The sequence below is a fragment of the Rathayibacter sp. YIM 133350 genome (genome assembly GCF_037404875.1).
Lineage (GTDB): Bacteria > Actinomycetota > Actinomycetes > Actinomycetales > Microbacteriaceae > Orlajensenia.
The window spans coordinates 16,956-30,020 of the sequence record NZ_JBBELO010000006.1; the positions used below are offsets into that span (position 1 = coordinate 16,956).

Here is a 13,065-nt window from a genome sequence, read left to right on the forward strand (position 1 = left end):
AGAACCTCTCGCCGCAACACGAATACACGCAGGAATTGCTCGCGGCCGTGCCGCGGGTGGAGGTGGGAGCATGACGACAGTCGCCGAGAAGCACGCGAAAGAGGCGCAGAGCACCGTGACGGACGGCGCATTCGAGCCGGCGTTCCGCGAGTTGCTCGCATCCGTGCGGGTGGGGGCATACGACCGCGAGAAGAACCGGACGCTGCTGCACGCGGAGGTCGCCCAGTTGCGGGAGCTCGGCTTCACACGGCTGCGACTTCCGCGCGGCCGCGGCGGCGCGGGACTCGGGTTTGAAGAGCTTTTCTCCCGGCTGATCGATCTCTCGGCGGCCGACTCGAGCCTCGGGCATCTGTACCGCGGGCACATCGCGTTCGTCGAAGGAGTGCTCATCGAAGGCATCGACGAGCCGGATGCGGCGGTCTGGGTAGAGCGGATCGCCCGCGGCGACCTCGTCGGCAACGCGCAGTCGGAGCGGCAGGAGACGGCGGCGATCACGACGAGGCTCGATCGCGAGGACGGCGTCATCCGTCTCACGGGCACGAAGTACTACACGACAGGGAGCATCTACGCCGACTGGATCCACCTGAGTGCGCTCGATGGCGACGAACGCGTCGCGGTGACGGTTCGGACGGCCGTCGCAGGAGTGCGCTCCGTCGATGATTGGGACGGCTTCGGCCAGCTGCTCACGGGAAGCGGCACGACGACCTTCGAGCAGGTGCTCGTGGATCCCGCCGACATCAGGCGATCGGGCGATGACCCCGGCCACTGGCAGTACATTGCGGCGGTGTTCCAATTGAGCCTGCTGGCGGTCGTCGCGGGCATCGCCCAGCGCGCACTTGAAGACACCGTCGACTTCGTGCGGCCGCGTCGGCGCATCTTCGGCTTTCCCGGCGAGACGCCGCCGCGTGACGACGAACTCACGCAATCCATCGTGGGGCGGCTCAGCAGTGTCGCCTACGGCGCCCGCGCGCTCGTGCTGGGCGCAGCACGAGAGCTCGAGGCCCTTCAGGGTCGGCTGCTCGACGGATCGGCCGCGCAGGGGGAGCAGCAGGCGGCCATGCTCGACGTGTTCCGGGTGCAGCAGCTCGTGCTGCCCTTGGTGCTCGATGGACTGACCGAACTGTTCGAGGTCGGCGGGGCGTCGGCCGTCAGTCGCACCATCGGTCTGGACCGCCATTGGCGCAATGCCCGTACGATCGCCTCGCACAACCCGGCGATCCAGCGCTGTCGAGCGCTCGGCCAGTTCGAACTCAACGGAACACTGCCCGACTGGAAGGCGCCATCCAAATGACCACCCTGAAGCCGGCCCGGCTCGGCGCCGATCTCGTCGTTCCCGAGCAGGGATTCGGCGGCATGGCGTTATCGGACGTCTACGGTGCGGCCGATCCCGACGAGTCGCTCGCGACTCTCAACCGGGCGCTCGATCTCGGCGTGCGCCTCATCGACACCGCGAACGTCTACGGCGGAGGGCGCAACGAGGAACTCATCGCGCGTCTCATCGCCGAGCGGCGCGATGAGGTCGTGCTCGCGACCAAGTTCGGCATCCTCTCCGAACCGGACGCCGACGGCTACCGTGCCCGCGGTGATGCGCCGTACGTGCGGGAGTCCGTCGAGGCGAGCCTCAGAAGACTCGGTACGGACCGCATCGACCTGTACTACTACCACCGCGTCGATGCGCGCGTTCCGATCGAGGAGACGGTCGGCGCCCTCGCCGAACTCGTGGCCGATGGCACCGTCGGGCACATCGGGCTCAGCGAGGTCACGGCGCTCGAACTCGAGCGCGCCGTGGCCGTGCATCCCATCGCCGCCGTGCAGAGCGAGTGGTCGCTGTGGAGTCGCGACGTGGAAAGGCATGTCGTGCCGACCGCGGTTCGCCTGGGGGTCGGGTTCGTCGCGTACTCCCCGCTCGGCCGCGGTTTCCTCACGGGGTCCGTGACGGAGCTGGGCCCCGATGACCTGCGCCGCCGCTTTCCTCGCTTCAGCGACGGACGGCTCGCGGCGAACCGATCGATCGCCGAGACGGTTCGACGACTCGCTGAACACGAAGGCGTGACGCCCGCCCAGCTTGCGCTCGCGTGGCTCTACGCCCGCGGTGCCGAGCTCGGAGTGGAGGTCGTGCCCATTCCGAGCACGCGTCGGGCCGAGCGGGTTGACGAGAACGTCGCCGCGGCGGCGGTCACGCTCTCCGCCGAGACCCTGCGGGAGCTCGGCGAGCTCTATGCGACCGTCGACGGCGAACGCGCCAGCGATCCCCTCGCCGTCTCCGTCGGCCGTGAACGCGTCGAGCGGGCGGACCGATGACGGCCGCGCTTACGGCGGATCCAGCCACGGCGGCCTCGACCGAGGAGCTCGTGGCGCGGTTCGCCGACGTCTTCGACGAGGTCGGCGCCGCAGCCGCCGAGCGCGAGCGCGAACGCCGGCTCCCCTACGCGGAAGTCGAGACACTGCGCTCCGCCGGCTTCACCCGCGTGAGCCTGCCGACGGGCTTCGGAGGCTCCGGTGCCTCCCACCAGACGCTGTTCGAGTTGCTCGCTGAGCTGGCCCGCCGCGATCCCAACCTGGCACAGCTGTTCCGGTCGCACTTCTCCTATATCGACCGATCCCTGCACCAAGCCGACCCGGCGGTCCGGGATGCGGCACTGCGCCGTGTCGCCGACGGCACCATCGTCGGCAACGCCTCGCATGAACGCAGCGCGGCGAAGGTCGGCTCGCTCGACACCCGCCTGACGCGGGATGCCGCGGGCGGCCTGAGCCTCTCCGGCACCAAGTACTACAGCACCGGCACTCTCTTCGCCGATGTGGTCTCCGTCGCCGCGCAGGACGACGCAGGCGACCACGTCGGGGTCCTCGTGGCGACGGATGCGCCGGGCGTGCGTCGGATCGATGACTGGAGCGGGTTCGGGCAGCGCCTGACGGGCAGCGGGACCACGGTCTTCGACGGCGTGCGCGTGGCGGAGGGCGACGTCGTGCGGCACGGCCGCAGTGACGAGCCGTCACACGGCGCCGCGTTCGTTCAACTCGTCCTGCTGGCGGCGGTCACCGGCATCGGGCGCGCCGTCGTGGACGACGCCGTGCGCTTCGTGCGCGCACGCACCCGGGTCTACAGCCACGGGAGCGGAGAGACGGCACGCACCGATCCGATCGTGCAGGAGGCGGTGGGCGAGCTCGCCGCCCGGTCGTTCACGGCCGATGCCGCGCTCGCCGCGGCCACGCGGGGGATTGATGCTTCGAGCGCTGCGATCCTCGCCTCCGCACCGCTCGACGAGCGACGTCGCCTCGTCGCCGCCGCGGAGACGGCCTCGGTGCAGGCGCAGCTGGTGATTCTGCCGGCGGTGCTCTCCGCCGCGACCGAGATGTTCGAGGTCGGCGGAGCGAGCGCTCTCGACACCGGCCTGGCGCTGGACCGCCACTGGCGCAATGCACGCACGATCGCCTCGCACAATCCCGTGCGCTACAAGGCGCGCGCCCTCGGCGACCAGTTGCTCAACGAGACCGCCATCGTGAACTGGTGGAGTACCGGCGAGGCGTGAGCCCGCCGACCGCTACGTCGAGACGCGGATGGCGCGCATGACCTCGTCGTCGAGTGCGAGTATGCGTCCGTCGACCTCGATGCCGGCCGGGCGAACAGTCATCGGGAGGTTCGGGTGCACGCCCTCCGCGGCGAGCATCCGCAGAACCTCGGGATCGCGATCGCTGATGCGCACGACGACGCCGCTGTGGCCGGCCGGCGCCTCGCTCAATCGGAGGGTCGGTTCGCTCGGCACCGTGCCGTCGCGCTGTGGAATGGGGTCGCCGTGCGGGTCGCGGGTCGGACGCCCCAGATGCACGTCGATGGCCTCGATGAGGCGATCGCTGATCGAGTGCTCGAGCACCTCGGCCTCTTCGTGAACCGCATCCCAGCTGTAGCCCATGTCGTTCACGAGCCAGGTCTCGATGAGGCGATGCCGTCGCACGACCGCGAGGGCACGCTGGCGGCCGGCATCCGTCAGTGCTATCGCGCCGTAGGGGCGATGCGAGACCAGCCCCTGCGCCGCGAGCTTCTTCACCATCTCCGTGACGGATGAGGGGGCGACCGCGAGGCGTCCGGCGAGCACCGACGGGGTGATCGGGTCGGCCTGCCACTCGGTATGCGCGTAGATGCTCTTGAGGTAGTCCTCGATCGCGAAAGAGGTGCCGGCCATCCCCGTCACCCTATCCGTGCGCGGCGGACGGCTCGCCGTCGCGGCTCTGCAGACGCTCCGCGAAGAAGGCGGCGGTGCGCGCGCTGATCCATCCGGTCTTCATCCCCGGGAAGACGTGCTCCCCACCGGGAACCACGACGAGCTCGGCATCGACGCCGACGGCCGAGAGGGCGGATGCGAGAACGTGGCTGTGCTCCAGCGGCACCGTCGTGTCGGCGTCGCCGTGCACGAGCAGCATCGGGGCCGCGGATGCGGTGACGTGATTGACGGGACTCGCCCAGCGGGCGATGTCGTATGCGGACGGTGCTCCGTCCGGGCGGATGGGGGCCGGCCACTGCTCGACGGGAGGGGCATCGGCGGGGAAGGGGTCGTCGTCGTACAGGGAGAAATCGGTCACGGGGTACCAGCCAACGGCGGCGCTCACCGTCGCATCCGTGCCCTGCGCGCCGATCGATCCGTTCAGAGCCGCGTCGGTGCTGTTCGTGCCCGCGAAGACCGCAAGGTGGCCGCCGGCCGACTCGCCCATGACGCCGACTCGCGTCGCGTCCAGGCCGAGGCTCGGCCCCTCGGTCTTCAGCCAGCGGATGGCCGCCGACACGTCGTGCTGTGCAGCCGGGTAGAGCGCCTCGCCGAGCAGGCGGTACTGCGCCGATGCCACGGCGATGCCACGCGCCAGCAGCGCCGATCCGATGCCGAAGAGCGGGTCGTTGTGAGCGCCCCAGAGAAAGGCGCCGCCGTGCAGGTAGAGCACGACCGGCACCGGCTCGGCAGCTGTGGCGGCAACCGGAACGGCGAGGCTCAGCAGCAGGGGACGGAATCCGGCGATGCGGGCATAGGCGACGTCGCTGAAGTGGCGCGCTCCTTCGAGTCCGACGGCGCCGGTGAGGTCGGCAGCCGTGTCATAGGGCTGCTGCTGCACGAGATCCGGTTGCGGCCGAGATCGGCGGGCTCGCCGCGGCCGGCGAGCAGTGGAGCGCGAGTCATCGTGGGGCACGGCGCAACGCTACCGCCGCGGGGCGGTGCTGTCAGCCACCCGTGATCACGAGCCACAGCAGGGTTGCGTTCAGCGCCACGAGGAACACGGATGCCGCGACGCCGGCCGCCGTGGTGAGCATCCGGTTGCGATAGGTGCCGAGCACCTCGCTTCTCGCCGTCACGACGACGAGGGGGATGAGCGCGAACGGGATGCCGAACGAGAGCACGACCTGGCTGAGAACGAGCGAGACGGTGGGATCGAATCCGAGGCTCAGGATGACGAGAGCGGGAATGAGCGTCACCAGTCGCCGCACGAGAAGCGGGATGCGGATGTGGAGCAGCCCGTCCATGATCTCGGCACCCGCATAGGCCCCGACGCTCGTGGACGCGAGGCCCGACGCGAGCAGGCCCACCGCGAACAGCGTGGCGATCAAGGGGCCGAGTCGCTCGCCGATGGCCGCATAGGCGCCCTCGAGGCTGTCGGTTCCCGGGATGCCGGCGAGGTTGGCCGCCGCGAGCAGCAGGATGCAGAGGTTTACGGCGCCCGCGATGACCATGGCGATGGTCACGTCCCAGCGCGTCGCCCGCAGCAGTCGGGGGATGCCGTACCGCTCGGCGCCGCTCACGGCGCCGTCCTCGCTCGCCTCTGAACCATTTCGTCGCCGTTGATCCTCCTGAAGCGGGTCAGCGGCGACCAAATGGTTCAACGGCGGGGTGGGAACCGCATCCGGGGCCGGAGTGGGCACGGCCGGCGCGCCCGCCCACCGGTCGCGCGCGAGCGCCGAGTGCGCGTAGATCGCGTGCGGCATGATCGTCGCGCCCAGGATGGATGCGGCGAGCAGCACCGAGCCGGCGTCGGTGAAGCGCGGCACGAGCCCCGCGAGCAGGCCTGCCGCATCCGGCGGCGCGACGAAGACGCCCACGCAGAATCCCACGACGATCACGGCGAGCAGCCCCATGATCACGAACTCGAAGGTGCGCGGTCCGCGCCGGTTCTGCACGACGAGCAGCACGATCGAGATCGCGCCCGTGATGATTCCGCCCATGAGAAGCGGAGTTCCGAACAGCAGGTTGAGCGCGACCGCACCGCCGATCACCTCGGCGAGGTCGGTCGCCATGGCCACCAACTCCGCCTGCAGCCAGTACAGCACGCGTCCCGAGCGGCGACGGATGCGGCCCCCGAGCACCTGCGGAAGGCTGCGGCCGGTCACCACGCCGAGCTTGGCCGAGAGGTACTGGATGAGCCAGGCCGTCACGTTGGCGAGCACGACCACCCAGACGAGCAGATAGCCGTAGCGGGCACCGCCGGTCATGTTGCTCGCGACGTTGCCCGGATCGAGGTACGCGACACCCGCAACGAAGGCGGGCCCCAGCAGCCAGGCAGCTCGCGGGCCGCGTGGGCGTCGGCTGCCCCGCGGTCTGCCGGAGAGCGCGCCGGTCGCCGGGCGCGTTGGGGAGCCGGCCGCTGGCGGCTGCGCCGGCGGCCGAGGGCGCTGCGCCGGCGCGGCTTTCGGCATACCGAAAACCTACTCGGATTTCGGTGCGCCGAAAAGAGGAGCAGGATCGGCATCCGTCATCGCCTCCGCCCGTCCCGTGCACCCAGCGGAAGCCGTAGCCCCCGCTCAGCGCCGCGCCTCCCGATGCCCTACCGTTGAACGGTGCAGCCCGCCGATTCCCCGACTCCCGAGCTCTCGACGCACGGCGTCGGACCCTGGCCGGGTGGTGTCGACGAGTGGCCGCACGACGAGCATTACGACCCCGAACTGCTGCGCCAGGGTGACACCCGCAACGTGATCGACCGCTACCGGTACTGGCGCATGGAGGCGATCGTCGCCGATCTCGACGCCCACCGGCATCCGTTCCACGTTGCCATCGAGAACTGGCAGCACGACATGAACATCGGCTCCATCGTGCGCAGCGCGAACGCGTTCGCGGCCGACACCGTTCACATCGTCGGCCGCCGACGGTGGAACAAGCGCGGAGCCATGGTCACCGACCGCTACCAGCACGTCGTGCACCATGACGACATCGCCGGACTGGTGGCCTGGGCCGCCGGCGAGAACCTGCCGATCATCGCGGTCGACAACGTGCCCGGGTCGGTGCCCATCGAGACGTTCGAATGGCCGCAGCGCTGCGTGCTGCTGTTCGGCCAGGAGGGCCCGGGAATGTCGGATGCGGCGCTCGCCGAGGCGGATGCCGTGGTCGAGATCACCCAGTACGGTTCGACCCGGTCGATCAACGCATCCGCGGCGGCGGCGATCGCCATGCACTCCTGGATACTGCAGCACGGCATCCGCTGACGATGCCGGGCGGACTGCCCGGATGCTGGTCGCCGAGGAGCGGAGGCGCACCGGCCCGGTCGTGGCGGCGGGTCAACCCCCTCGCCGGCCGGAGCGAGGAGTGGTTGCATTGCGAGCATGGTGAACCGTGCGCGCCGTTCTGGCTCGCGCGCCCGGGCCGACGATGCGCTGACTGTACGCGTGAGCGGTGGCAGGGTGCGCGGGGTTCGCGAGTCGACGACGCTCGCGTGGAAGGGCATCCCGTATGCCGCTCCCCCGGTCGGGCCGCTGCGATTCCGCGCGCCCCAGCCCGTCGTCGCGTGGCGCGGGGTTCGTGACTGCTCGCGCTTCGGCGACATCGCGCAGCAGAGCATTCGACGTCTGCTCCCACTCGCCGACCCCATTCCCATGAGCGAGGACTGCCTGTCGGTCAATGTGCGAACGCCGGCCGGACACGCCACCGCTTCCTCGCGTCTGCCCGTCATGGTGTTCATCCACGGCGGCGGCTACAGCACCGGATCGTCGCGGGACTTCTCGGGCCAGGGTGAGGGCTTCGCAGGCAGTGGTCGCGTGGTCTACGTGAGCTTCAACTACCGTCTCGGCCCGTTCGGGTACCTCGACTTCCGCCGCTACTCCACTCGTGCGCATCGCTTCGACGGCAATCTCGGCCTGCGTGACCAGGCAGCGGCGTTGCGGTGGGTGCGTGCGAACATCCGCGCTTTCGGCGGTGACCCCCGTCGGGTGACGGTGTTCGGCGAGTCGGCGGGTGGCAACGCGATCACCACGCTCATGGCAACGCCCTCGGCGCGCGGGCTCTTCGCGCGTGCGATCGCGCAGAGCCCGCCGCCGAACGCCGTCTACGAGGCGACCACGACGGGGGCGTGGGCCGCGGAGTTCGTCGAGAGCCTGCGCACGATCCGGCCGAGCGACGTCGACGATGCCACGTTGCTCGCGCACGCCCGTGCCGCAGACCTGCTCGAGGCCGCCGAGACCCTCCAGATCCGCACCCCGGATCGCTATCCGGGCGAGTTCTGTTTCGCCCCGGTGGTCGACGGCGGCTTTCTGCCCGTGCATCCGCTGGTCGCGTTCCGTTCCGGATACACGCGGAAGATCCCGGTCATCATCGGCACCAACGCACGCGAAGGATCGATCTTCCGCGGGCGCATCGACATCCTGCCGCGCAGTCCCCGGCGCATTGCGGCCCTGTTCGATCGCGCTCCGGCGCAGGCACGGGATCCCATGCGCGCGGCCTATCCGGGGTTGCCTGCGCCTCGAGCCGCGGCCGATTTCGGCGGGGACTACGGGTTCTGGTACCCGAGCATCCGGTTCGCAGACCTGCAGGCCCGTCGCGGCCCGGTCTTCGCATATCGGTTCGACGTCGCGCCGCGGCTGCTGAAGATCGTCGGGCTCGACGCCACGCACGGCGTGGAGATGTTCGCGCTGTTCGACCGGTTGGAGGAGCCGCTCGCACGGGCGATGACCTCACTCGGCGGCGCGGAGGCCTATGCCGCCGCGGGCGGACGGATGCGCGAGCGCTGGCTGCGCTTCGCCGAGAGCGGCGAGCCGGGCTCGGACTGGCCCGCCTACGACGAGGGCGAGCGCTTGACCCTGGTCATCGACGAGGCTGACCGCATCGAGTCGGATCCGCACCGTGAACGCCGCATGGCGTGGGAGGCATTCCTGCCGTCGCTGGGAGGGTGAACACGCCTCCGACCGGCACGCGGAAGCTCAGTCGGTGCCGAGGTCGAAAGCGGATGCCTCGTTGACGGCGTCGAGTTGAGCCCCCTCGCGCTCGGACCCCTCGCCCGCGGCGATCTCGGCCGCCTGACCCTCGGTGAGGTCGCCGACCAGGGCGGCCGTCGGGCCGCCCACGATGCCGAGGTGCGCGTACTGCTCGAGCCGGGCCCGGGAGTCGGCGATGTCGAGGTTGCGCATGGTGAGCTGGCCGATGCGGTCCTCGGGGCCGAAGGCCTGGTCGCCGACACGCTCCATCGAGAGCTTCTCGGGCTGGTAGCTGAGTGCCGGTCCCGAGGTGTTCATGATCGTGTAGTCGTCTCCGCGACGAAGCCGCAGGGTGACCTCGCCCGTGACGGCCGACGCGACCCACTTCACGATCGACTCGCGCAGCATGAGGGACTGCGGGTCGAGCCAGCGTCCCTCGTACATGAGGCGTCCGAGTCGACGGCCCTCGTTGTGGTAGTTCGCGATGGTGTCCTCGTTGTGGATGGCGTTGAGCAGGCGCTCGTAGGCGATGTGCAGGAGCGCCATCCCGGGAGCCTCGTAGATGCCGCGGCTCTTTGCCTCGATGATGCGGTTCTCGATCTGGTCGCTCATTCCGAGGCCGTGGCGGCCGCCGATGGCGTTGGCCTCGAGCACGAGGGCGACTGCGTCGTCGAACTCGACGCCGTTCAGCGCGACGGGGCGACCCTGTTCGAAGCGCACCGTCACATCCTCGGTGGCGATCTCGACCTCATCCCGCCAGAACGCGACGCCCATGATCGGATCGACGGTCGTGATGCCGGCGTCGAGTTCCTCGAGCAGCTTCGCCTCGTGCGTCGCGCCCCAGATGTTGGCGTCAGTCGAGTACGCCTTCTCGACGGAGGCACGGTAGGGCAGGTCGCGCGCCTGCAGCCACTGGCTCATCTCGGTGCGGCCGCCGAGCTCGGAGACGAAGTCGCGGTCGAGCCAGGGCTTGTAGATGCGCAGGCGCGGGTTGGCCATGAGGCCATAGCGGTAGAACCGCTCGATGTCGTTGCCCTTGTAGGTGGAACCATCGCCCCAGATGTCGACGCCGTCCTCCATCATGGCGCGCACGAGCAAGGTGCCCGTCACCGCACGGCCGAGGGGAGTGGTGTTGAAGTAGGTCTTCCCGCCCGAGCGGATGTGGAAAGCGCCGCACTGCAGGGCGACGAGCCCCTCCTCGACCAGTGCCGCGCGGCAATCGACCAGGCGTGCGAGCTCGGCGCCGTACTCGCCGGCGCGATCGGGGACCGCCTCGACGTCCGGCTCGTCGGGCTGGCCGAGGTCTGCGGTGTAGGTGCAGGGCACCGCGCCCTTCTCGCGCATCCACGCCACGGCGACGGAGGTGTCAAGGCCCCCCGAGAAGGCGATGCCGACGCGTTCGCCGACGGGCAGGGACGTAAGGACCTTCGACATGACCTCCAGTCTATTCGGCCCGGCTGGGGGCGACCCGCGCTCGCCTCCTGAGGCGTGCTGCGGCCACTCAGCGCGGCGCCGACGAAACTGAGTGACCCTCAAAATGGGGGCGGCACCGCTCCCCCTAAGTGGGCACAATCTGAGGCAGGCCGTTCCGCGCGAGACCACGATTACCCGAGTCGCGGTGTCGCACGGGGCGGCCTTCTTCTGTGGGGCTTCAACTCCCCCGGCCGCGCAGAGCGGCAGCCGCCGCCCACAGGCGGCGGCTGCGTGCGAGCCGGCCGGTTCTCGGTGCTTCAGACGCGGTCAGGTGATGGCGTGTCTGCGTCGCCGACGGTTCCGTTCTGCGCCGCCTGGATGTCGGCATCCGCCGAGTCGACGGTGTCGGCGTTCTGGTCGGTGTCGACCGCCGCATCCTCGTCGCCGTCGGGAACGAGGTCGAACGGGCCGTCGTTGCTGGTGTCGGTCATTGCGGTTTCCTCTCTCGCGGATGTGAGGGCACGCTACGCCGCCGCGAGGGCGCCGGCCTCGGGGTTGCCGGGCGGGCGCAGGCGATGGAGGATTGTCGGTTGTGCGCGTGGGCGGCACACGCCTGCTCTCGGGTGGACGCCGGACGAGGTCAGGCGCCGGCCTGCGTCGGGCCCCGCGATAAGGTGGGGTGTGACCGGCGACGAGGTATCCGCCGCGGCCCCCGCTCCCGAGGATGCCGTGAACGCGCCTGCGACCTCTGCCTTCGTCATCTGAGGAGAGGACTAGCAGCCGATGCCAGCCATCGTACTGATCGGTGCCCAGTGGGGCGATGAGGGCAAGGGCAAGGCCACCGACCTGCTCGGCTCCCGTGTCGACTACGTCGTCAAGTTCAACGGCGGCAACAACGCGGGCCACACCGTCGTCATCGGAGGCGAGAAGTACGCCCTGCACCTGCTGCCGTCCGGCATCCTGAGCCCGAACGTCATCCCGGTCATCGCCAACGGCGTCGTCGTCGACCTCGAGGTGCTCTTCGAAGAGCTGGATGCGCTCACCGCGCGCGGCCTCGACGTCTCGAAACTGCGCATCAGCGCCAACGCGCATCTCATCACGGGGTATCACCGCACGATCGACAAGGTCACCGAGCGTTTTCTCGGCAAGCGCCAGATCGGCACCACGGGCCGCGGCATCGGGCCGACATACGCCGACAAGATCAACCGGGTCGGCATCCGCGTGCAGGACCTCTTCGACGAGAACATCCTGCGACAGAAGGTCGAGGGCGCCCTCGACCAGAAGAACCACTTGCTGGTCAAGGTGTACAACCGGCGCGCGATCGGCGTCGACGAGATCGTCGAGGAGCTGCTCGGTTACGTCGAGCGCCTGCGCCCGATGGTCGCCGACACCGCGCTCGAGCTGCACAGCGCCCTCGAGGTCGGCAAGACCGTGCTGTTCGAGGGCGGCCAGGCGACCATGCTCGATGTCGACCACGGCACCTACCCCTTCGTGACGTCGTCGAACGCCACCTCGGGCGGCGCGGTCACCGGCTCGGGCATCGCGCCGAACCGCATCGAGCGCGTCATCGCCGTCGTGAAGGCGTACACCACCCGCGTCGGCGCCGGCCCCTTCCCCACCGAGCTCTTCGACGAGTGGGGCGACTTCCTCACCGAGAAGGGCCACGAGTTCGGCACCACCACCGGCCGCAAGCGCCGCACCGGCTGGTACGACGCACCCATCGCCCGCTACGCCGCGCGCATCAACGGGGTGACCGACTTCGTGCTCACGAAGCTCGACGTGCTCACCGGCATCGAACGGATCCCGGTGTGCGTCGCCTACGAGGTCGACGGTGTGCGCCACGACGAGGTGCCGGTCTCGCAGAGCGACTTCCACCACGCCGTGCCGGTCTACGAGGAGTTCCCGGGCTGGACCGAAGACATCACCGGCGCGCGCACCTTCGACGACCTGCCCAAGAACGCCCAGGACTACGTGCTGGCGCTGGAGGCCATGAGCGGAGCGCGCATCTCGGCGATCGGCGTCGGCCCCGGCCGCGACGCCATCGTCGTGCGCCACGACCTGCTCGACTGACACGCGCCGAGCCCGCAGTTCTCGTGGGTGCTGGTTCGTGAGTCCGCAGTTCTTGTGGGTGCTGCGGGCCTGGAACCCACGCTTTCTGCGGGTTGGGTTTTCTTCGACAGGCTCAGGGAACAGTTTCTGCGGATTGGGTTCCCTTGGACAGGCTCAGGGAGCAGTTTCTGCGGGTTGGGATCCCTTCGACAGGCTCAGGGAACGGTTTCTGCGGACTCGGTTCCCTTCGACAGGCTCAGGGAACAGTTTCTGCGGGGCCGCGCCCCTGTTCGCTGAGCTTGTCGAAGCGTCGTGAGGTGCGGATGTCGCCGAGTCCGCAGTTCTTGTGGGTGCTGGTTCGTGAGTCCGCAGTTCTTGTTGGTGCTGTGAGTCTGGAACCCACGGTTTCTGCGGACTCGGTTCCCTTCGACAGGCTCAGGGAACAG

At 69.6% G+C, this 13,065-nt stretch carries 12 protein-coding genes; 6 read left to right on the forward strand and 6 right to left on the reverse strand.

Annotated features, from left to right (window positions below; translation table 11 throughout):
- Positions 1-70 precede the first annotated feature (70 nt).
- The 3 genes from WDJ51_RS00865 to WDJ51_RS00875 are packed head-to-tail and all read left to right on the forward strand — an operon-like array spanning position 71 to position 3,530.
- The gene (locus tag WDJ51_RS00865) at positions 71-1,291 is read left to right on the forward strand and encodes a hypothetical protein (RefSeq protein ID WP_337850527.1); all 1,221 of its coding nucleotides are present in this window, start codon (positions 71-73) and stop codon (positions 1,289-1,291) included.
- Positions 1,288-2,301 carry an aldo/keto reductase gene (locus tag WDJ51_RS00870; protein ID WP_337850528.1) on the forward strand — a complete coding sequence of 338 codons (1,014 nt, stop codon included), beginning with the start codon at positions 1,288-1,290 and terminating at the stop codon, positions 2,299-2,301. Before WDJ51_RS00865 ends, WDJ51_RS00870 begins: the two co-directional genes overlap by 4 nt.
- Complete coding sequence (locus WDJ51_RS00875; RefSeq protein ID WP_337850529.1) at positions 2,298-3,530, forward strand: acyl-CoA dehydrogenase family protein; 1,233 nt, start codon at positions 2,298-2,300, stop codon at positions 3,528-3,530. The genes WDJ51_RS00870 and WDJ51_RS00875 overlap by 4 nt, the downstream gene beginning before the upstream one ends.
- A gap of 12 nt (positions 3,531-3,542) precedes the next feature.
- Here WDJ51_RS00875 and WDJ51_RS00880 read toward each other — a convergent pair whose 3' ends face one another.
- From WDJ51_RS00880 to WDJ51_RS00890, 3 genes are read right to left on the reverse strand one after another with little or no spacing between them, the layout of a single operon-like run.
- Positions 3,543-4,181: a metal-dependent transcriptional regulator gene (locus tag WDJ51_RS00880; protein WP_337850530.1), complete on the reverse strand. Its 639-nt coding sequence runs from the start codon at positions 4,179-4,181 to the stop codon at positions 3,543-3,545.
- Between the two features lie 10 nt (positions 4,182-4,191).
- Positions 4,192-5,175 (reverse strand): alpha/beta hydrolase, encoded by a 984-nt coding sequence (locus WDJ51_RS00885; RefSeq protein WP_337850531.1) that lies wholly within the window; start codon positions 5,173-5,175, stop codon positions 4,192-4,194.
- A gap of 31 nt (positions 5,176-5,206) precedes the next feature.
- A complete protein-coding gene (locus WDJ51_RS00890) occupies positions 5,207-6,673 on the reverse strand; it encodes an Nramp family divalent metal transporter (protein ID WP_443218448.1) in 1,467 nt (488 codons plus the stop codon).
- Positions 6,674-6,814: 141 nt separating this feature from the next.
- Here WDJ51_RS00890 and WDJ51_RS00895 point away from each other — a divergent pair, with 141 nt between their 5' ends.
- Positions 6,815-7,456, forward strand: coding sequence for a TrmH family RNA methyltransferase (locus WDJ51_RS00895; protein ID WP_337850532.1), 642 nt, complete (start codon positions 6,815-6,817; stop codon positions 7,454-7,456).
- Positions 7,457-7,573: 117 nt separating this feature from the next.
- Entirely contained in the window at positions 7,574-9,136 is a 1,563-nt protein-coding gene (locus WDJ51_RS00900) for a carboxylesterase/lipase family protein (RefSeq protein WP_337850533.1), read from the forward strand.
- A gap of 27 nt (positions 9,137-9,163) precedes the next feature.
- Here WDJ51_RS00900 and argG read toward each other — a convergent pair whose 3' ends face one another.
- Complete coding sequence (gene argG / locus WDJ51_RS00905) at positions 9,164-10,591, reverse strand: argininosuccinate synthase (RefSeq protein WP_337850534.1); 1,428 nt, start codon at positions 10,589-10,591, stop codon at positions 9,164-9,166.
- Between the two features lie 296 nt (positions 10,592-10,887).
- On the reverse strand, positions 10,888-11,061 hold the full coding sequence (locus WDJ51_RS00910; protein ID WP_337850535.1) for a hypothetical protein: 174 nt from the start codon (positions 11,059-11,061) through the stop codon (positions 10,888-10,890).
- Between the two features lie 292 nt (positions 11,062-11,353).
- Between WDJ51_RS00910 and WDJ51_RS00915 the strand changes: the two genes are divergently transcribed.
- Positions 11,354-12,640: an adenylosuccinate synthase gene (locus WDJ51_RS00915; protein WP_337850536.1), complete on the forward strand. Its 1,287-nt coding sequence runs from the start codon at positions 11,354-11,356 to the stop codon at positions 12,638-12,640.
- A 235-nt stretch (positions 12,641-12,875) separates the two neighbouring features.
- Here the strand turns inward: WDJ51_RS00915 and WDJ51_RS00920 are convergent.
- On the reverse strand, positions 12,876-13,065 hold a 190-nt coding region (locus WDJ51_RS00920; RefSeq protein WP_337850537.1), incomplete at its 5' end, for a hypothetical protein.